The following is a 19668-nucleotide window of genomic DNA, read 5'->3' as shown; positions in this document are numbered from 1 at the left end:
GCAGCTCCGCTTTCTTTCCCGCGTCGTGTCAGAGACGCTTTCCCCTAGGCCTCGACGAGCACCCCGTCGTCGTCGCACCACACCCGCGCACCGGGCACAAACCGGACGCCCCCAATTTCGACAGGCACATCGACCTCACCCGCGCCGGTCTTGGTGGACTTCGCAGGGTTGGACCCGAGCGCTTTCACACCGAGAGGGAGCGTGCCGAGTGCGATGCGATCCCGCACTGCACCATTGACCAGCAGCCCCGACCAACCGTTGTCAACAGCGAGCGCGGCAATCACATCGCCAACGAGCGCGGTCTCGAGCGATCCACCGCCGTCGATCACCAGCACGGCCCCGTCGCCGGGCGATGACAGCAAACTCTTCAACAGCGCATTGTCTTGGAAGCATCGCACCGTGCGCACGGGACCGGTGAAGCCGCTCATGCCACCGAGATTCAAAAACTGAAGGGGAACCGAGTGAAGCTCGTCTCCGCGCTCGTCATATAGGTCTGCGGTGCTGATCTGAGACATGTTTCGATTTCTCCCCCTGTGCCCGGCAGGGTGCCGAGGACGGTTTCTACGCTACCGGCATCCTCTGACAAACGGAAAGGATCCGCAACCAAAAGACAACTTGCGTCACATTCGACAATAATGTACAAAAGTACATGTACATACGTACAGAATCCCCGATGTTACTCGCCCCGCCCTCGAAAGGATCACCGTGCCAGAGGTCGCACCCACACGCCGCCGCCGCGATCCCGAGGCCAGGCGCCGCGAGATTCTGCACGCCGCCGCGGAGCTTATCGTGGAGAACGGTGCCGCCACGCTCACGCACCGCGCGGTTGCGGCGCGCGCCGGAGTCCCCCTCGGCTCGACCACGCAATACTTCACCTCCATCGATGATCTGCGCGAGTCAGCTCTGCAGCAACTTGCCGACGAGATCGATCGCGAACTTGAGGAAGTGCACGAATACATCGCAGACATCAAGACGGCACCCGAGAGAGCCGTCGCGAGCCTGTCAGAGTTCCTCGCCGACCCTCGCGCCGTGCACGCTGAGATCGCGCTCATCATGGCAGGCACCACCGATCCGCGCATGCGCGAACTCGCACTGCGCTGGAGCGACAGCTTCGCCGACATGCTGGCTGAGCACCTTGGACGCACCCGCGCGGTCGCGATCGCGGTGTATCTCGACGGGGCCACGATCCACGCCGGCCTCCACGATCACCCACTGCAGGCCGCTGAAATCACGGCTGCTCTGCGGGCGCTCGCGATGATGCCGGTGGCCGACGCGTAGCGCGCGTCTCGCACCCCTCACCGCCTCCGCATGCCGGCCGCCCGGCGCAGCGTTCACCCACCCCACTGATCTCTCATGAAAGGCACGACATGTCCACCCCATCATCATTTAGCCGCGGACGACGCTGGGCAGCACTCGCGGTGCTGACAGCCAGCCTGCTGGTCATCATGATGGACATGACGATCCTGAACATCGCTCTCCCCGAGATGTCAGCCGAACTCCATCCGACCTCCGACCAGCAGCTGTGGATCATCGACATCTACTCACTGGTGCTCGCGGGCCTGCTGATCTCATTCGCAGCAATCGCGGACCGCTGGGGTCGCAAGAAGATGCTGCTGCTCGGATACACGATCTTCGGCGTCTCCTCATTGCTCGTGCTCTTCACCAACAGCGCAGAGGCCGTCATCACCATCCGCGGTGTGCTCGGGATCGGCGGCGCGATGATCATGCCGATCACGCTGTCGCTGATCCGCGTCATCTTTACCGACCCGAAAGAGCGCGCGACGGCGCTCGGCATCTGGGCGGCCGTCTCCGGCCTCGGGGCGGCAGCCGGTCCGCTCGTTGGGGGCCTGCTGCTGGAATACTTCTCCTGGCACGCGGCCTTTCTCATCAACGTGCCGCTCATGCTCGCTGCGGTGATCGCGGGCGTCCTCATTCTGCCCGAATCAAGGGTGCAGCATCCGGGCCGCTGGGATGCGTTCGCCGCGCTCCTCTCCCTCGCAGGCATGACCCTCGTGGTGTGGGCGATCAAGACCTTCGGCAAGGAAGCCACGTTTGCCTCCCCAGCCGCGCTGATCGCATTCGCGGCCGGCAGCGCCCTGCTTGCCTGGTTCATCGTGCGCTGCCTCCGCAGCCCCTCGCCGCTGCTCGAACTGCGACTTTTCCGCAGTCGTGAGTTCTCGGCCGGCACCATCGCGGCGCTCGGCTCGATGTTTGCAATGGCGGCAGCCCTCCTCCTCATCGCACAGTGGATGCAGCTCGTCGACGGTGCCTCCCCCGTCGAGGCGGGGATCCGGCTCTTCCCGATCGCCATCGCCGGCGCGGTTGCTTCGGCGCTCGCACCACCGCTCGCGCGGATCATCGGCACCCGCGCGGTGCTCGGCGGCGGCGTCGCCCTCGCCGGGCTCGGCATGCTGCTGATCGGGCTGCAGCCCGGGACCCTCACGAACCTGACCGTGCTCATCGCCCTCACTCTGATCGGCGCGGGCACCGGATCCCTGGCAATCGCTTCAGCCATGATTATGCATGCTTCCCCGGTCGAAAAAGCGGGGACCGCCGGGGCCATCGAAGAGACCTCTTACGAGCTCGGTTCGGTGCTGGGGATCGCGATCCTGGGCAGCATCTCGGCGCTTATGTACCGAGCGCAGCTCAGGGCCTCCGAAGTGCTGCAGGCGGTTGATCCTGCGACCGCAACGCAGGCGCAGGAATCGCTCGGCGCTGCGGTGTCCCTCGCGGAGCAGACCCACCGTCCAGAGCTGGCACTCGAGGCCGGGGTCGCGTTCACCGATGCCCTGCAGGTTACCGGGATCGCGGGCGGGCTGATGCTACTTGCCGTCGCGGCCCTGGCCTTCTTCCTCACCCCCAAGGGCACCGACGTTACCGCCGCCGCACACTAACGCCCCACGCCTTCCTCCCGCATCCTTCCTCCCTCCTTCCCGCGGTTCAGGTGTCACGGATCTGGTCTTCAGAGCGCTTTTGTACATATCCGTGACACCTGAGTTGGAAGCGGGTGCGATGAGCGCAGTACCTCGGTACTAGGGGGACGATACTCAGGCAGGATCCGGCGGGCGCGCGAGCCGCGTAGCTTAGAAGTATCAAGATACGGACCGCATCGGGCGGTCAACCGGAAGGAAAACATCATGGCCCCCACCGCATCCGCTCAGTTCGAAACCGGAACCGAGACCGGCGCGCCCTTCGCCCCCGCAAGCTCAGGCGTCAACGAGGGCAACCGCGCCTACGCCATCACCAGCTTCGTGCTCGGCATCGCGTCGATCGTCGCGGGCTGGACTTTCATCGCCCCGATCATCGGCTTCACCCTCGGCATGATCGCGCTCCGCCGCGGCACCACGGAGCGCACGCTCGCACTGTGGGGCACCTGGATGAACGGCATCATCCTCGCGTTCGCCGCGATCGGTGTGCTCATCGTCGCCGCGCTCGTTGGAGCCGGGATCCTCACCCTCCCGTTCTTCCTGATGTAGCACGCACGCAAGCCACGAGAGGAAAGAACCGATGCACATCTCCCTCGCACGGTGGACGCTCCTCGGAGGAACCGCCGCAAGCGCGCTCTTCCTCGCCGGGTGTGGCGCACTCCACCCGCAAGACTTCCCTCTCGATGACCCCGAACACACAACGACCGAAAGCGCGGGCAACGTCAGCCGGGAACTCCTCGGCAGCAGTTGGCCCCTTGACGTCGAAAGCGGTGACGTTGCCTGCGAGCAGAAGGGCGACGACGTGGCACTAACATTCACCAGCCCTGCAGGAGAGGTGTACGCGCTCAATCTCATCGCGGCAGCGGATCATCCCAAGGCCACTCCGGTGACCGGCAAGACTCTCGGGGTGCTCGTCAGCAAGGCATTCGAGGCGTGTGACACCAAGGAATAGCGGCAGAATCTTCGTCCTCTAAGCTAAAGCCATGAGCCGGGAAACGAGTATTCGCGCGCTGCTGGTCGAGGAGCGGGAGCAGTTGCTCGCACGATTCAATAAGCGCGCGGCGGATCTCGAGGCCCTTGTGCGTGCGCGCCGGAACGAATCCGATGATGACGAGCACGATCCAGAAGGCGAAACGCTCTCCGCCCAGTGGTCGATGCGAGCGGGGCTGCTCGAATCCGCCCGCGAAGACCTGCAGCAGGCCGACAATGCGCTCAAGCGTCTCGATGCCGGGCAATACGGGGAATGCGCGGCATGCAATCACCCCATTCCGGCTGGCCAACTTGAGGTGCGGCCGTTCCGGGAACGCTGCGTGGCCTGCACACCGTAAGGATCAAGAAGCCCGATCACCGAGAGTGCATCTCACCGTCGAGGTTGCATGCAGGAACTGCAACCTCGACGGTGGAATGCAACCTCGACGAAAAGAGCCGCGTGAAGGTTGAGCGCGAGGATCCTGCGATTCGCTGCGCGAACGCAGGATGACAGGTGGGGCGCTTCTCGCGGGGAACCAGAGAGAACGGCTACGCCGTGCTCAGCGCGCGGGCAGAGCCGCGCGCCGCATCCTCTTGGAGGCCAGAAATGGCCTCCAAGGAGAAGCGTCAGCGACGCTGACGCTTCTCACGGATGCGCATGTTCAGCACGATGGGGGTGCCTTCGAAACCGTAGTTCTCGCGGAGGCGACGCGTAATGAAGCGACGGTAGCCGGGATCCAGGAACCCGGAAGTGAAGAGCACAAACGTCGGCGGGCGATTCTGCACCTGCGTCCCAAACAGGATGCGCGGCTGCTTGCCACCGCGCAGCGGGTGCGGGTACTCCTGCACCAACTCGGCGAGGAACCCGTTGAACTTGCCGGTCGGAATGCGCGTATCCCACGAGTCAAGCGCCGTTTCCAGCGCGGGCACGAGCTTCTCCAGGTGACGTCCAGTGCGCGCAGAAATATTCACGCGCGGCGCCCAGGCGACGTGGGCAAGATCCTGCTCGATCTCCCGCTCAAGGTAGCGCCTGCGATCATCATCGAGCAGATCCCACTTGTTGAACGCCAACACCAGCGCACGCCCGGACTCGAGCACGAGATCGATGATGCGCAGATCCTGATCGCTGATCGATTCCGTGACGTCGAGGATCACCACCGCGACTTCAGCCTTCTCAAGCGCCGCAGTGGTGCGCAGTGAGGCGTAGAAGTCGGCACCCTTCTGCAGGTGCACACGACGCCGAATTCCGGCAGTGTCGACGAAGGTCCACACCCGCCCGGCAATCTCGACCTGCTCATCGACGGGATCACGGGTGGTGCCAGCGAGATCGTTCACCACGACCCGCTCCTCCCCCGCCGCCTTGTTCAGCAGGCTCGACTTGCCGACGTTCGGGCGGCCCAGGATCGCGACCCGGCGCGGCCCCAACAGCTTCGGCTGCGCCACGGCGGACTCGTCCGGAAGCACCTTCAGCACGTCGTCGAGCAGGTCGGCGACGCCGCGCCCGTGCAGCGCCGAAACCGAGTACGGTTCGCCGAGGCCGAGCGACCACAGCTGCGCCACCTCGGGTTCGAGCACAGCGTCATCCACCTTGTTCGCAACGAGGAACACAGGCTTGTTCGTGCGGCGCAGCATCTGCACCACGCGCTCATCGGTTGCCGTCGGCCCGACCCGGGAGTCGACCACAAACATCACGACGTCACACAGCTCGATCGCCACCTCGGCCTGCAGCGCCACCGACGCGTCGATTCCGCGCGCGTCGGGCTCCCAGCCACCCGTATCAACGAGTGAGAACCGCTTACCGTTCCAATCCGCCGGGTACGTCACACGGTCACGGGTGACCCCGGGCACATCCTCGACCACGGCCTCGCGGCGACCCAGGATCCGGTTCACAAGCGCCGACTTGCCCACATTCGGGCGTCCCACGATCGCGACCACCGGCAGCGCCTCCGAGGACGGCTCCGCGAAGCCCAAGAACTCCCCGTCGTCGCCGAGGATGACGAGGTCCTCGTCTTCAAGCTCAAAGCCTTCGAGGTTTGAACGCATCGCGCGCAGGCGCTCTTCCTCTGTCACTTCGATACCGGCACCGTCTGGATCGAATCCCTCGCCGACGATCACCTCACGCTCGTCGTAGTCGAGTCCGCTGACCGTCTCGGCCGCGCCGTACCCTTCCGCGACATCGAACACCTCTGGTTCGCTCTCGGGCTTAGGTTCTCTTTGGTCATCACACGCTCTCTTCCGCGGCAGCGGATTGCGCCGCCTCAACAACATCAACCACAGCCCGTACCGACTGCTCGAAATCTAGCTCACTCGTGTCGACGAGCGTCACCCCTGGCGCGGGATTCATGAAGTCAACGACGAGCGCGTCCTTCGCGTCGCGCGCCGTAATGTCCGCGAGCACCTGCGCGCGATCCGCGCCTGCAAGTTCACCGGCACGGCGCGCGGCCCGCACCTCGGGTGAGGCCGTCATCAGGATCCGCACCGGCGCGTCGGGCGCAACCACGGTCGTGATGTCGCGCCCCTCGATCACCACGCCAGGCAGCCCTGACTCTGCGACGATCCGACGAAACATCTCGTTCAATCGCTCCCGCACCACCGGGTGCTTCGACACTCGGGATACCTGCCCGCTGATCTCGGGATCGCGGATCTCTTCCGTCACGTCATACGTCGCGTAGCCGCGTTCCTGCGCAAGGAGCACACCGATGGCGGGTGCCCCTCGCAGCGTGCTCGAATACTTCCAGCCGGCCACGACGTCGAGGATCGCGGGCTCGCTGTCGAGGTCGGCACCGGTCTCTCGCGCGGCCCACGCTAGCGCGCGGTACGCGGCCCCGTGTCGAGGATCCCGAAGCCGAGCCGCTCAGCCACCGCCCGCGACACGCTCGATTTGCCGCTCCCCGCGGGACCGTCGATCGCAACCAGGATCGGCGCAGCAGAGTCAGCGACAGCACTCACAGCCTCGCTCATAGCGTTCTCCATCCGAGTTCGACGAGATCGGTCACGGCGCGTTCAGCGACCTCGGGCAGCACCGCGATCTCCGCGAAACCTATCTGCGCGCCAGGAGAGTGTTCCAAGCGCAGATCTTCCATGTTAATGCCCAGTTCTCCAAGATCGGTGAGCAGACGCCCCAATTGGCCCGGAGTATCGTCAATCAGCACCTGAATTGTGCTGAATCGCTCCGAGGAGCCGTGTTTGCCCGGGATCCTGGCAACGCCGCTATTCCCCGAGGAGAGCAAATCAGCAATGCGCCGCCGCGCCCCTGTTTGCGCGGGATCACGCAGCGCGTCGGTGAAGCTGGCAAGGTCTTGCGCGAAGGCATCAAGCAACTCGACGACGGGTTCACGGTTCGCCCCGAGGATCTGCACCCACAGCTCGGGATCGCTCGACGCGATCCGCGTCGTGTCGCGGAGCCCCCCGCCCGCGAGTCCAATCGCCTGCTCGGTCGCGGAGAGAAGTCGTGCGGCGAGCAGGCTCGACACCACCTGGGGCAGATGCGATACGAGACCAACCGAGCGGTCGTGCTCCTCGGGGGTCATTTCGAGAAGGGTGGCGCCAAGGTCAAGCGCCACTGATTCCACGAGCGCAAGCGCCTCGGCGGGGGTTTCGTGATCGCGGCAGATCACCCAGGGTCGGGCGACAAAGAGGTCGGCGCGGGCCATGATCGCACCCCCGCGCTCGCGCCCTGCCATCGGATGCGAGCCAACATAGTTGGTGAGGTCGAGGCCGCGCCGCTGCAGCTCGAGGTAGGGCGCCAGCTTCACGCTCGCCACGTCGGTGACGACCGCGCTGGGGTACGAGGCGAGCGCCCGCGCCACCACATCGGCGGTGACGTCGGGCGGGGTCGCGACCACAACGAGGGATGGTTCGGGATCCTGCGCCGTGCGGAGCCGCCCGGCGCCGTAGTCTGCGGCGAGCGCCACCGTTGTCGGCGACTGATCCTCGAGGGTGACATCGACGCCGCGATCGCGGAGCCCGAGCCCTACGCTCGCGCCGAGCAGTCCCGCGCCGATGACGTGGACGGTGCCGCGGACGCGCGCGGTGAGAGCGCTACTGCTTTCTTCAAGGGCGCTGCCCTGGGCCTTGAGAAACTGGCTTCCTGCCGCGCTCATCGTGATCCGTTCTTTCCTCTGCCGTTGTGCGGGTTTCCCTTGGCGGCGATCCCGCGCATGCCGCGGGCGCCTTTGCCGTCGCCGGGCCTGCCGCCGGTGACGGGGACGCGTCCACGACTTGCCGAGCCGCGATCCCGCGCGGGATCCTGCCCGCTCTCACCGGCAGCGCCGCCTGACCCGCCTGCCCCGCCATCATCGGCAGCCGAAAGCAGCGCCCCGCGCTCGCCCGGAGACAACTCGCGCATTTCACCCACGCGCAGTGTGCCGAGATTCAGCGGGCCGAACTGGCGCCGCACGAGCTCCTCGACGGGGTGACCCACCTCTGCCAGCATGCGGCGGACGATACGGTTGCGGCCCGAGTGCAGCGTGACCTCGATCAGCGAATGGCTCGCGCCGGCGCCGCCGGGCAGGAGCTTCGCGCGATCCACCCGGATCGGCCCGTCTTTCAGCTCCACCCCGTCACGCAGGCGCTGAATAGTCTGGGGGGTCATTCGCCCGCGCACCTTCGCGACATAGGTTTTCTGTACACCGAAACTCGGGTGCGCAAGCTTGTGCGCGAGCTCGCCGTCGTTTGTGAGGATCAGCAGCCCGCTCGTATCGGTGTCGAGCCGGCCCACGTTGTACAGCCGGTCTTCGACCTGCTCCGTGAACTCGCGGAGGTCGGGCCTGCCGTCTTCGTCGTGCATGGTAGAGACCACGCCGCGCGGCTTATTGAGCACAAAGTAGCGCTTCGAGACGTCCATCTGCACGACGACGCCGTCGACACGCACGGTGTCGGTGTCGGGGTTGATGCGGGATCCGAGCTCCCGCTGTACCTTCCCGTTGACCTCGACCCGCCCGCTCGTGATGAGCGTTTCGCAGGCGCGACGCGAAGCGACACCCGCGGTAGCGAGGGCCTTCTGCAGGCGGACGCGGCCGTCGTCGTTGAAGACGGGCGTGGTTTCTGACACTTCCCGATGCCACCCGTAGGCGGCCATGTCTACCTCAACGTTCTCGCCATCAACGGAGAACGATCCCCCGAAGCCGTCTTTAGAACTGTTCATGATCAAAGCCCTCCGATCCGTCGTCGAGCAAGGGTGCAATTGGCGGCAACTCCGATACATCGCTGATTCCAAGATGCCCCAGCAGCGTGTCGGAAGTGCCATAGAGTGTGGCGGTTGTTTCGGGATCGTGCCCGACTTCGGTGATCAACCCGCGTCCGAGCAGCGTACGCACCACCGAGTCAACGTTGACCGCGCGAATCGATGCGATCGCGCCGCGGGAGATCGGCTGCCGGTACGCGATCACCGCGAGAGTTTCGAGCGCGGCCTGCGAAAGCTTCGAAGGAGTCTGCTGCTGCACGAAGTCGGCGACGAGCGGGTCCAGACTTTCACGCACATAAAAGCGGTAGCCGCCAGCGACCTCGCGCAGTTCGAACCCGCGCGGAGATCCGGATCCGACACCATCAAAATCAGCGACGAGGGCATTGATCGCCGCGCGCACCTCGCGCACCGGCCGGTCGGTCGCGGTCGCGAGCGCCACAACGCTAAGCGGCTCGTCTGCGACAATGAGCAGCGCTTCCAGCTGTTGGGCGAGCGTATGAGCCTCGCGGACGCGGACAAGCTCGCTCGCTTCGGAATCAGCTTCACCGTCGACGTCTTCCACCGATACGGCGCTGTCTACTTCAGCCACGGACATTTCAGTCATAGTCACTCCCCAGTGTCGCGAGTTCGTCGTCTGACCAGCTCTGGCCGACCCATTGCACGCTCAATTCTCCCAATGGTTCAGCCTGTTCGAAGCTCACAGCGGCCCGCCGATACAGCTCCAGAATCGCGAGGAACCTCGCGACGATCACGCCGCGCTCGGTGACCCCTGCGATCAGTTCGCGAAAGCGCCGTACTCCCCCGGTCCGGAGCGTTGACACCACAATCGCGGCCTGCTCACGAATCGAGACGAGTGGCGCGTGCAAGTGGTCGAGTCCCACCGTCGGGATCTCTCGCGGTGCGAACGCCAACATTGCTATGGCCGCGAAGTCGTCAGCGGAGAGCGTCCAGACGAGTTCGGGCGTCCGCTCGCGATACTTCGCGTCAAGCGGCACCAGACGGGGGTGGCGCGCGCCCTCCGATTCCAGTTGTTGCCGAAACCACACGCTGGCCTGCTTGAAAGCCCGGTACTGCAGGAGCCGCGCAAACAGCAGGTCACGAGCTTCGAGCAGTGCGATGTCTTCGGCATCGACCACCTCGCCCTGCGGCAGCAGGCTCGCGATTTTCAGGTCGAGTAGCGTGGCGGCAACGACCAAGAATTCCGAGGCCCGATCAAGCTGGGCGATCCCTTCCCCTCGAATGCAGCGAGGTACGCAATGAATTCGTCGGTGACCAGACTCAGCGAAATCTCGGTGATGTCGAGCTCGTGCTTGCCGATGAGGTTGAGCAACAGGTCGAAAGGGCCGTCAAAGACCTCGAGCGACACGCGAAACGCGTCACTCTCCTCGTTTTCGGGCGCAGCTAGTTCTCCAGGCGCGCCTTGCGCGACCGGCTCAGGATCCGGACCCGGCGCGTTCATAGCGAGTTAGGCGACAACGCCGCGCTGTACCACTTCGCGCGCGAGCTTCAGATATGCCTCCGAAGCCGGGTTCGTGGGGGCGTAATCGAGGATGGACTTGGCGGCAACCGAGGCATCAGGAAGCTTTACGGTGCGTGCGATCACCGTGTCGAACACCTTGTCGTCGAAGGTGTCGACAACGCGCTCCAGCACCTCGCGGGCGTGCAGCGTGCGCGCGTCGTACATCGTAGCGATGATGCCATCGAGTTCGATTTGCGGGTTCAGGCGATCCTTCACCTTCTCGATCGTCTCGATCAAGAGGGCCACGCCTCGCAGCGCGAAGAATTCGCAGGCGAGCGGGATCAGTACGCCGTGGCTCGCGGTCAACGCATTCACTGTCAGCAAGCCCAGCGAGGGCTGGCAATCGATCAGGATCACGTCGTACTCGGAGGAGATCTTGCGGAGCACCCCGGCGAGGATCTGCTCGCGCGCAACCTCGGTCACGAGATGCACCTCGGCGGCCGAGAGATCAATGTTTGCGGGGATCACATCAAGGTGATTGGTGTCAGTGTGCTGGATCACCTCGCGGGGATCCTTCACTTTGCTGAGCATGAGGTCGTAGATGGTGGGCACGTCGTGCGCCTGCACCCCGAGACCGGCGGTCGCGGCACCCTGCGGATCAAAATCCACGATCAGTACGCGCCGACCGTAGCGGGCGAGGGCCGCCCCCAAGTTGATCGTGGTGGTGGTCTTGCCGACCCCGCCCTTCTGGTTGCACATCGCGATGATGCGGGCCGGGCCGTGTTGGCTGAGCTTTTGCGGGGCAGGAATCACCAGGTCGGGTCGCCCAGTTGGTCCGAGTGCAACCTGATTCTTCGCCATTGCGGCCCCTTTCGCGGTGGTGCTGGTCCCGCACGGTTCCTAGCGCTTCATCCTATCGCGAAGAGCGAAGCGTGCGGGGCCAGCGCGCGATCTAGTGTCCTGCGCCGTAAATTCGCTTCACATATCCCGTCACTCCCGCGGCGCAGCGCGTCGTTGTCGTCATTCGACGATGCAGACGGCATCGCCTCATTCCTCCGCCTCGCGCTGCATCCACGGAAGCACCGGTCTATGCAAAGCAACTTACGGCGCAGGACACTAGCGTGCAGCGCCCTTCAGGCTGCCGGTCACTTTGCCCGCGGGATCCCATGCAACACAGAGAACCTCGCGGTCACCTTCTCCCCAGGACCCAGCGGTCGGGGTGAACGGATACCAGTCAAGCGTAGACTCATCGTACGAGATACCAATGAAGGATTCGAACTCAGGCGTGCAGACCTTCTCAGACTCAGCGGTGATAGCGGAATCACCGGGAAAATCTCCGTCCTTCATCATGAATGAATGGTAGATCTCCTCATCATGTGCCTCAGCGCAGGGCACTGTTGGGACCGAGGAAACCTCCGTCGATCCCGTACTCTCATTCATGCAGTCGCCCACGCGCAGCGCGAAAACATCCGCTTTATCGTTGCCCTCGGTGATCTCACCTGTCTGAGAATCGCGCACCGGCGCGGAAGGGGTCCCGAACACGGAATCGAGGACCGAGCAGCTGCTCATAGAGAACGCAAGAGCCGCAGCAAGAATGGGCGCGGCAACAAGCCGGATGGAGCGAGATGACAAAATAGTTTCCTTTCGGGACAACGTAGCAAAGTCTCCCCGCATTTAGCATAAAACCCTCAGTTCATGGTGGGCAAATTGAGGGAATACGCTGTGTGATTATTTGGCTCGCGGGTGCGCGTCGAGATAGTGTTCGCGCAGTGTATCCGCGGTGACCTGAGTGTAAATCTGCGTGGTCGTGACGGAGGCGTGGCCGAGCATCTCCTGCACCGTCCGCACGTCAGCTCCCCCGGCAAGCAGGTGCGTCGCGAAGGAGTGGCGGAGGGTGTGCGGCGAGACCTCGACCTGAATCCCAGCGCGCTCGGCCGCGGCGCGGATCACAAGCCACGCGCTCTGCCGCGACATCCGCGCTCCGCGAGGTCCCACGAACAGCGCTGGCGTACCCACCCCCCTCGCCACCATCGCCGGGCGTGCCCGCACCAGGTAGGCGGCGAGCGCCTTCCCCGCATAGCTGCCGTACGGCACGATCCGCTGCTTCGATCCTTTGCCCGTGACCCGCAGGAAGCCGCCGTCAGATAGCGCCCGCTCCGGATCCCCCCAGGTATCACCGTGGTGGGGAGCCGCGATCACGTCATCAACGTCGAGGGCGGCCACCTCGCTCACCCGCGCCCCACTCGCGTAGAGCAGTTCGAGGAGCGCGCGATCCCGCAGCGCTACCGGTTCGTCGCCACCGACGGCCGCGAGCAACGCCTCGACCTCTTCAACGGGCAGCGCCTTCGGGAGCCGCTGCGCCCGCTTCGGAGTGCGTACGCCGCTTCCCGCATTCGTTTCGAGTAGCCCCTCTTCGAAGAGAAAGCGGTGCATCCCCCGCACCGTCGACAGCCTGCGGGTGATCGAGGCGGGGGCGAGATCCTGAGCAGCGAGGTCGGCGACATACGCCGCGAGAGTATCCGGCGCCACGTTCTCAAGGTCGATCACCCCGCGCGCTTCAAGCCACTCGGAATAGGCGGTGAGATCACGGCGGTACGCGGCCTGGCTGTTCGCCGAAAGCCCGAGTTCGAGTGCAACGTGGCGCAGATATCTCTCGGAGCCCTGGATCGCGTTGGTTGCCACTAGAGACCCGCCGTCACTTGGAGCGTTCACCCCGCGACGCTTCGCGAGTCGTCCACGGCAGCTCGGGATCGCGGAGAGCCTGCCACCCTTCAGCCTGGGCGACCCGCGCGGCGAGCACCGCACTGACTGTGACCGCATTCTGGATCCGGCCGGCGAGGGCTGCCTCCACCGCTTCGTCGAGTGGCACCCAAACGGGCACCATTTCGGCTTCTTCGCCCTCGCGCACGAAACCATGCTCCACCGGCCGCAGATCGCGCGCGAGGAAGATCCGCATCGCTTCACTCGTAGCGCCCGGGGACAGGAAAAGATCAAGCAGCAGATCCCAGCGCCCCGCTTGGAGGTCCGCTTCTTCGGCAAGCTCGCGCTGAGCGGTCGCGAGCCCTGATTCGCCGGGAGCATCCATTAAGCCGGCAGGAATCTCCCAGTCGCGGTGCGCGACGGGATGCCGATACTGCTGCACGAGCAAAACTCGGCCCTGCTCGTCGATAGCGAGCACCGCCACCGCACCCGTGTGATCGATGTAGTCACGCGAGAGCACGGCGCAATCCTCGCCACCACCGAATTCGAAGCTGTCACGGCGCACATCCCAGACGTGGCCGCGCACCAGCAGCTCGCTACTCAGGATGCGCACCTCGGCTGGGTCGTCTGCGAGCGGGCTAGTTGTCACTCTCAACCTCGAAGAGGCGGGTAGCCTCGCGGCGGTCGATGGCGGCCTCCACAAGCCCCGCGAAGAGCGGGTGGGGGCGGCCCGGGCGCGAACGCAGCTCGGGGTGAGCCTGGGTCGCGATATAGAAGGGGTGCGCAGTCTGCGGCAGCTCAACGTACTCCACAAGCTGGCCGTCAGGGCTCGTACCTGAGAACCACAGGCCGGCCTCGCCAATATGCTCGCGGAAGCGGTTGTTCACCTCGTAGCGGTGGCGATGGCGTTCGCGCGAAGTATTGGATCCGTAGAGCTTCGCTGCGAGGGATCCCTCGGCCAGATCCGCCTCGTAGAGCCCGAGTCGCATGGTGCCGCCCAGGTCGCCGCCCTCGATAATGTCGACCTGTTCCGCCATTGTCGCGATGACCGGCACCGCCGTTTCCGGATCAAACTCGGTCGAAGAAGCGCCGTCAAGACCCGCAACGTTTCGCGCGTACTCGATGACCATGCACTGCAACCCAAGGCAGAGACCCAGGGTCGGGATCCCGTTCTCACGAGCAAAGCGCAGCGCGCCGAGCTTGCCTTCGATGCCGCGCACGCCAAAACCGCCGGGCACGCAGATGCCGTTAACGTCTCCCAGCGCTTCGAGTGCGCCCTCGGGCGTCTCGCAGTCGTCAGACGCGACCCACTTCAGGTTGACCTTGGTCGAGTGCGCGAAGCCGCCAGCCCGCAGCGCCTCGGTAACCGAGAGGTACGCGTCGGGAAGATCGATGTATTTGCCGACGAGCGCAAGGGTGACCTCACCCTTCGGCTGGTGAACGGCGTCGAGCACCGGCTGCCAGCCGGACCAGTCGACCGGGGTCGCCTTGTCGAGACGCAGCTCGTCGACGATCGTCTGGTCAAGTCCCTGATCGCTCAGCAGCTTCGGCAGATCATAGATACTCTTCACGTCGATCGCGTTCACCACGGCGTCCTCAGCGACATCACACATGAGGGCAATTTTGCGCAGGTTGTCGCTCGTGACCGGTCGATCGCTGCGAAGCACGAGAGCGTCGGGTTGGATCCCGATGGAACGCAGCGCGGCAACAGAGTGCTGCGTCGGCTTCGTCTTTTGTTCCCCAGAGGCGCCCATGAATGGCACCAGTGAAACGTGCACAAAGAACACGTTCTGGCGGCCGAGTTCGTGGCGCACCTGGCGGGCCGCCTCAAGAAACGGCTGCGATTCGATGTCACCCACGGTGCCGCCGACCTCGGTGATGATGACGTCTGGCTGCGGGGATTCGGAGGCCTGCAGCCGCATGCGGCGCTTGATCTCGTTAGTGATGTGCGGGATCACCTGCACGGTGTCGCCAAGGTACTCACCGCGGCGCTCTTTGGCAATCACCGTCGAGTAGATTTGCCCGGTCGTGACGTTCGCCGCCTGCGACAGATTGATGCCGAGGAATCGCTCGTAGTGCCCGATGTCGAGATCAGTTTCTGCGCCGTCGTCGGTGACGAACACCTCGCCGTGCTGGAACGGATTCATCGTCCCAGGATCGACGTTGAGATAGGGATCGAGCTTCTGCATCACGACCCGCAAACCGCGCGCAGTCAGAAGATTTCCGAGACTTGCAGCGGTAAGACCCTTGCCGAGCGAGGAGACAACACCCCCAGTCACAAAGATGTGTTTGGTGATGCCTGCCTGGTCAGCGCTATTGTGTACTCCCACGGGCTTCGATCCTATCAGTTGTATCGGGGTAGCGTACGGAATATGTGCTTATCTCATCTCTTGCCGGGGTACCCACACCTGTTTGATGATCATCAGCACCATCGCCGTCACCGGGATCGAGATCAGCGCCCCGAGCAGGCCAAGCAGCGTACCGCCCGCGAGTGCGCCAATCACTACGAGCGAGCCAGGCACCGACACCACTCGACTCATCACGCGGGGGGTGAGCAGATACGACTCGAGTTGCATGTAAATGAGGTAGTAGATCGCCGCGATGAGCGCCGTCGTCGGCGAGTCAAAGAGGGCAACAACGGTCACGAGCACCGTCGCCACCACCGACCCGATGAGCGGGATCAGCGCGAGGAAGAACACCCCCACCGCAACGAGGCCCGCAAACGGCACCCCGACGATCGTCATCATGACAAAACCGAGCACGGCATTGATAAACGCGAGGGTCACCATGCCGCTGATGTAGCCACCGACGGACTTGGTGACCTGCTCGGTAATATCCATCACCTTTGAGCGGCCAGACTTCGGCACAAGCGAGTAGAAAGCGCGCTTAATCGCTTGCAACGACGCCAGGAAGTAGAGCGTCAGGATCAGCACGATAAGTGCCGAGGTCAGACCGTTGGCGATACCGATACCCGCCTGCCACACCCCGCCGGCGAACTGGGCCCAGTTTTGGGGATCGCTCACCAGATCCTGGCCCATCTTCAGGAGCCCATCGAAGTCGATAAACTTGCCGAAGTTCTGGTTCAGATCTTCAAACCACTGCTGGTTCGTGACGTCGCGAAAGAGGGTCGGCGCCTTGTCCACCAGCTGAGTGATCTGAGTGGCGATCATCGGGATGATGATCCCGAGCAAGCCGCCGATGACGAGCACAAAGCCGCCAAACACAATGCCGATCCCAAGCGGGCGCTTCAGGCCTTTTCGTTCGAGCCAGCGAACTACCGGATCGAGCCCCAGTGCCACGAAAAGTGCGGCCACCACGTACATGATGATGGTGCTGAGCTCGCCGACGATTGAACCGAAAAGCAGCGCAACGAGCACGCCCAGTGTGATGGTAAAGCCAAGCTGGAAGGGGCTGCGCACTACGAACTCACGCGCCGTGGTCCTGGCGGGATCCTGCTGTGCGTCGGCAGCGGCTTCGCGCGCCTCCCGCGCCTCGCGATACATCGCGCGGGTTTCAGAGTCGAGCTGTTCGAGATCAACGTGCACAACGTCGGGATGCGTGTCGAGATAATCGGCTCTTGCGGCGCCGGAGTCTGCGCCAGGCTCAGCACCAGCCGCTGCATCGGGCTTCACTCGTTTCGCGCCCCGTCCCCACAACTTCATCATGGATGGAGCGTACCAGCGTCTCATCTCCCTATCGAGAACACACGCGCTCGACGAGAAGCCAGTATCTCGACGAGAAGCCAGTCTCCCGACGCACGGGCAATGCTTTCTCGTCGAGATAATGCATTCTCGTTAGGCGCAGGGCACTAGCGCAGCGCGAGCAGTTCGGCGGCGTGTTCGAGCGCACTCGAGGAGTCTGCGAGACCCGAGAGCAGCCTGGCCATCTCACCGAGCCGCTCCTCCCCCTCAAGCACCCGGCTGCTGCTCTGCGTGAATCCTCCGGCGGAATCCTTCACCACCTGCACGTGATTGTTCGCAAACGCAGCCACCTGCGCCAGGTGGGTCACCACGATCACCTGCGAGGTGCGCGCGAGCCGGGCAAGGCGCCGTCCGATCTCGATCGCCGCGGCACCACCGACCCCCGCATCGACCTCGTCAAACACAAACGTTGGCACAGGATCAACCCCTGCAACCACCACCTCGAGCGCGAGCATCACCCGCGAAAGCTCGCCACCCGATGCGCTCTTCGCGAGCGGCCTCGGCTCGGCCCCGGGGTGCGGCGCGAGCAAAAACTGCACCTCATCGCCGCCGGATCCGCCCAGCGCCTCAAGTGGGTTCACCGTCGCAACAAAGCGCGCGTCAGGCAGCGCGAGCTGTTGGAGTTCAACGGTGACGAGTTCCGACAGCCTCTCGGCAGCCTCCCGGCGCAGCGCCGAAAGTTGCTTGGCGAGCGTGGCCTCACGATCCTGAGCTGCCTCGAGAGCGATGTCAAGCTCCCGGATGAGGTCATCGTCGCCGTCGAGATCCGTGAGCCTGGCGGCAGCCCGCCCCGAGTACTCAATAACCTCGGCCGAATCGGCGCCGTACAGGCGGAAGAGTGTGTTCAGCGCGGCAAGGCGCTCGTTCGCCCGGGCGAGCTCCCCCGGGCCTTCTTCGTCAAGATCCCCGGCATAGGCCGCGAGCTCCGTCGCGGCATCCGCGATCTGAAAGCTCACCCCGCGCAGGGTCTCGAGCACTGCGCCGAGGCGTTTGTCGTAGGCCGCGGCCCGCTCAAGCTCGCGCACCGCCGCATCAACGAGGCTGCCGGCATCGCGGCTGGCAGGATCATCAGACTCGGTCGCCAGCGCCTCGTGCGCGGCAGAGGTCGCCGCCCGCAGCGCTTCCACGTTGCTGAGCAGCTCGATCCGCTCGCTCAGTTCCGTTTCCTCACCGGGCTGCGGATCCACCCCCGCGATCTCATCAAGTTCTGCCCGCAGCCGGGCCGCCTCGGCGACCCGCTCCTCTCGGTCCTCCCGTAGTGCTTCGACGCGTATGGCAAGATCCTGCCGTTCCCGGTGGGTTGCGACGTAGCTGCGCAGCACCGCGGCAAGCTCATCACCTCCGAAACGGTCGAGCGTGTCACGCTGGGCTGCGAGCGAACGCAGCCGCAGCTGCTCCGACTGGCCGTGCACCACGAAGAGTCGATCCGCGAGCCTGGCAAGGCTACCGACGGGCGCAGTCGCACCGCCGACACTCGCGCGGCTCCGCCCCTCGGCGCTGACTGTGCGGCTCATCACAAGCTCACCGTCTTCGATATCGCCGCCCAGTTCATCGATGATCTCCACCACCTCGGGATCGGTCGTATGCACGATCCCACTCACCCGCGCCTGGCTCGCGCCGCTGCGCACCGCCCCGGCATCTGAACGCGCGCCCATCAACAGGCCGAGCGCGCTCACCACCATGGTCTTGCCCGCGCCAGTCTCACCTGTGATCGCAGTGAAGCCCGGGCCAAGCGTCAGTGTCGTGTCGACGATGACTCCGAGATCCCGGATCCGAAGCTCCTCAATCATGCAGCACCACCCTTCCGCGCACCCCGCCAGCCCTCGACCGGGAGATGGAATTTACGTACGAGTCGATCCGAGAACACAGCCTCGTTGAGCCGGGCAAGACGCACCGAATCCGGGGACCGGCGCACACTTACGACGGCACCGGCTGGAAGCTCCGTCCGCCTTCTACCATCGCACCACAGCACACCCGGGCCAATATTCTCGGGCAGGATCCGCACCGTGAGTTCGGAGTCCGGGCCGGTGACCAACGGCTTATTGAACAGCGCGTGCGCGGCGATCGGCACCAACAGCATCGCTTGCACCCCGGGCCACACCACCGGCCCTCCAGCGGAGAACGCGTACGCCGTCGACCCCGTCGGGGTCGCGAGCACCACACCATCGCAGGCAAAGGAAGACAGCGGGCGGTTGTCCACTCCCACGGCAACCTCGAGCATACGGCGGCGCTTCTCAACGCTCGCCTCATTCAGGGCCCAGGTATCCGCGATGACTTCGCCGTCGAGAGTAGCGCGCACCTCGATCGTCAGGCGTTCCTCGACCGTATAGTCGCGGCGGAGCACCCGATCAATCGTGGAGGCGAGATCGTAGCTCTCCATCTCAGCAAGAAACCCGACGTGCCCCAGGTTGACACCGACAATCGGGCACTCCGAACCGCGCAACGTCTCGGCAGCGCGCAGGATCGTGCCATCGCCACCCAGCACCAGCGCAACTTCAAGCTCGTCGACGCTGACGCCTTGGCCGAGTTCGGCGGTCACGGAGGTATCGAAGTGCGAACCGAACTCGATCCGATCCTGAGCCTCAAAAACAGGCACGACCCCGGCCGCTCGCAGCGCCGACACCACCTCGATCGTCGCTGCAATTGCCTCGTCACGGTGCGTGTGAGAGACGACGAGGATACTCCGTGCACCCTCGATTTGCGCGTTGGTCATGCCACTTCCGTTCA

Annotated in this window: 17 protein-coding genes and 3 pseudogenes; 5 read left to right on the top strand and 15 right to left on the bottom strand. The window is 64.5% G+C overall.

Annotated elements, in window-relative coordinates:
- Window positions 1-44 precede the first annotated feature (44 nt).
- A complete protein-coding gene (gene rraA / locus G7067_RS05580; protein WP_166322604.1) occupies window positions 45-515 on the bottom strand; it encodes a ribonuclease E activity regulator RraA in 471 nt (156 codons plus the stop codon).
- Between the two features lie 190 nt (window positions 516-705).
- Here rraA and G7067_RS05575 point away from each other — a divergent pair, with 190 nt between their 5' ends.
- The 5 genes from G7067_RS05575 (at window position 706) to G7067_RS05555 (ending at window position 4255) form a co-directional block, all read left to right on the top strand.
- Window positions 706-1278: a TetR/AcrR family transcriptional regulator gene (locus tag G7067_RS05575; RefSeq protein WP_166322602.1), complete on the top strand. Its 573-nt coding sequence runs from the start codon at window positions 706-708 to the stop codon at window positions 1276-1278.
- Between the two features lie 89 nt (window positions 1279-1367).
- Window positions 1368-2894: an MFS transporter gene (locus tag G7067_RS05570; protein WP_166322600.1), complete on the top strand. Its 1527-nt coding sequence runs from the start codon at window positions 1368-1370 to the stop codon at window positions 2892-2894.
- A 243-nt stretch (window positions 2895-3137) separates the two neighbouring features.
- The gene (locus G7067_RS05565; protein WP_166322598.1) at window positions 3138-3476 is read left to right on the top strand and encodes a DUF4190 domain-containing protein; all 339 of its coding nucleotides are present in this window, start codon (window positions 3138-3140) and stop codon (window positions 3474-3476) included.
- A 31-nt stretch (window positions 3477-3507) separates the two neighbouring features.
- Window positions 3508-3879 (top strand): hypothetical protein, encoded by a 372-nt coding sequence (locus G7067_RS05560; RefSeq protein ID WP_166322596.1) that lies wholly within the window; start codon window positions 3508-3510, stop codon window positions 3877-3879.
- Between the two features lie 31 nt (window positions 3880-3910).
- Window positions 3911-4255 carry a TraR/DksA family transcriptional regulator gene (locus tag G7067_RS05555; protein ID WP_166322594.1) on the top strand — a complete coding sequence of 115 codons (345 nt, stop codon included), beginning with the start codon at window positions 3911-3913 and terminating at the stop codon, window positions 4253-4255.
- A gap of 268 nt (window positions 4256-4523) precedes the next feature.
- Here G7067_RS05555 and der read toward each other — a convergent pair whose 3' ends face one another.
- The 14 genes and pseudogenes from der to G7067_RS05485 form a co-directional block, all read right to left on the bottom strand.
- Window positions 4524-5939, bottom strand: coding sequence for a ribosome biogenesis GTPase Der (gene der / locus G7067_RS05550; protein ID WP_166325821.1), 1416 nt, complete (start codon window positions 5937-5939; stop codon window positions 4524-4526).
- Window positions 5940-6117: 178 nt separating this feature from the next.
- Window positions 6118-6869, bottom strand: a pseudogene (cmk, locus tag G7067_RS05545) ((d)CMP kinase).
- Window positions 6854-7999, bottom strand: a complete 1146-nt coding sequence (locus G7067_RS05540) for a prephenate dehydrogenase (protein ID WP_166322592.1) — start codon at window positions 7997-7999, stop codon at window positions 6854-6856. The pseudogene cmk and the gene G7067_RS05540 overlap by 16 nt, the downstream one beginning before the upstream one ends.
- Window positions 8000-8196: 197 nt before the next feature.
- Window positions 8197-8976, bottom strand: a pseudogene (locus G7067_RS05535) (pseudouridine synthase); the annotation flags it as partial.
- Window positions 8977-9028: 52 nt separating this feature from the next.
- Window positions 9029-9685: an SMC-Scp complex subunit ScpB gene (gene scpB, locus G7067_RS05530; RefSeq protein ID WP_244301283.1), complete on the bottom strand. Its 657-nt coding sequence runs from the start codon at window positions 9683-9685 to the stop codon at window positions 9029-9031.
- A pseudogene (locus G7067_RS05525) lies at window positions 9678-10540 on the bottom strand (segregation and condensation protein A). Before G7067_RS05525 ends, scpB begins: the two are co-directional and overlap by 8 nt.
- A gap of 6 nt (window positions 10541-10546) precedes the next feature.
- On the bottom strand, window positions 10547-11401 hold the full coding sequence (locus tag G7067_RS05520) for a ParA family protein (RefSeq protein WP_166322590.1): 855 nt from the start codon (window positions 11399-11401) through the stop codon (window positions 10547-10549).
- 255 nt (window positions 11402-11656) lie between these two features.
- Window positions 11657-12172 carry a septum formation family protein gene (locus tag G7067_RS05515; protein WP_166322588.1) on the bottom strand — a complete coding sequence of 172 codons (516 nt, stop codon included), beginning with the start codon at window positions 12170-12172 and terminating at the stop codon, window positions 11657-11659.
- A 96-nt stretch (window positions 12173-12268) separates the two neighbouring features.
- A complete protein-coding gene (locus G7067_RS05510) occupies window positions 12269-13222 on the bottom strand; it encodes a site-specific tyrosine recombinase XerD (protein WP_244301282.1) in 954 nt (317 codons plus the stop codon).
- 13 nt (window positions 13223-13235) lie between these two features.
- Complete coding sequence (locus G7067_RS05505; RefSeq protein WP_244301281.1) at window positions 13236-13889, bottom strand: NUDIX domain-containing protein; 654 nt, start codon at window positions 13887-13889, stop codon at window positions 13236-13238.
- A complete protein-coding gene (locus G7067_RS05500; protein ID WP_280115763.1) occupies window positions 13879-15570 on the bottom strand; it encodes a CTP synthase in 1692 nt (563 codons plus the stop codon). Before G7067_RS05500 ends, G7067_RS05505 begins: the two co-directional genes overlap by 11 nt.
- Window positions 15571-15618: 48 nt before the next feature.
- Window positions 15619-16905: an AI-2E family transporter gene (locus G7067_RS05495; RefSeq protein WP_166322584.1), complete on the bottom strand. Its 1287-nt coding sequence runs from the start codon at window positions 16903-16905 to the stop codon at window positions 15619-15621.
- Between the two features lie 143 nt (window positions 16906-17048).
- Complete coding sequence (recN, locus tag G7067_RS05490; protein ID WP_166322582.1) at window positions 17049-18731, bottom strand: DNA repair protein RecN; 1683 nt, start codon at window positions 18729-18731, stop codon at window positions 17049-17051.
- Complete coding sequence (locus tag G7067_RS05485) at window positions 18728-19654, bottom strand: NAD kinase (RefSeq protein WP_166322580.1); 927 nt, start codon at window positions 19652-19654, stop codon at window positions 18728-18730. The genes recN and G7067_RS05485 overlap by 4 nt, the downstream gene beginning before the upstream one ends.
- Window positions 19655-19668: the final 14 nt, after the last annotated feature.

Source organism: Leucobacter insecticola, from assembly GCF_011382965.1.
Taxonomy (GTDB): Bacteria; Actinomycetota; Actinomycetes; order Actinomycetales; family Microbacteriaceae; genus Leucobacter; species Leucobacter insecticola.
This window is presented reverse-complemented; position numbering and strand designations above follow the sequence as displayed.

Bases quoted from the DNA above. Each gene is read 5' to 3' on its own strand.
- rraA (WP_166322604.1), bottom strand. From the start codon at position 515: ATGTCTCAGATCAGCACCGCAGACCTATATGACGAGCGCGGAGACGAG.
- G7067_RS05570 (WP_166322600.1), top strand. From the start codon at position 1,368: ATGTCCACCCCATCATCATTTAGCCGCGGACGACGCTGGGCAGCACTC.
- G7067_RS05565 (WP_166322598.1), top strand. From the start codon at position 3,138: ATGGCCCCCACCGCATCCGCTCAGTTCGAAACCGGAACCGAGACCGGC.
- G7067_RS05560 (WP_166322596.1), top strand. From the start codon at position 3,508: ATGCACATCTCCCTCGCACGGTGGACGCTCCTCGGAGGAACCGCCGCA.
- G7067_RS05555 (WP_166322594.1), top strand. From the start codon at position 3,911: ATGAGCCGGGAAACGAGTATTCGCGCGCTGCTGGTCGAGGAGCGGGAG.
- der (WP_166325821.1), bottom strand. From the start codon at position 5,939: ATGCGTTCAAACCTCGAAGGCTTTGAGCTTGAAGACGAGGACCTCGTC.
- G7067_RS05540 (WP_166322592.1), bottom strand. From the start codon at position 7,999: ATGAGCGCGGCAGGAAGCCAGTTTCTCAAGGCCCAGGGCAGCGCCCTT.
- scpB (WP_244301283.1), bottom strand. From the start codon at position 9,685: ATGACTGAAATGTCCGTGGCTGAAGTAGACAGCGCCGTATCGGTGGAA.
- G7067_RS05520 (WP_166322590.1), bottom strand. From the start codon at position 11,401: ATGGCGAAGAATCAGGTTGCACTCGGACCAACTGGGCGACCCGACCTG.
- G7067_RS05495 (WP_166322584.1), bottom strand. From the start codon at position 16,905: ATGATGAAGTTGTGGGGACGGGGCGCGAAACGAGTGAAGCCCGATGCA.
- recN (WP_166322582.1), bottom strand. From the start codon at position 18,731: ATGATTGAGGAGCTTCGGATCCGGGATCTCGGAGTCATCGTCGACACG.
- G7067_RS05485 (WP_166322580.1), bottom strand. From the start codon at position 19,654: ATGACCAACGCGCAAATCGAGGGTGCACGGAGTATCCTCGTCGTCTCT.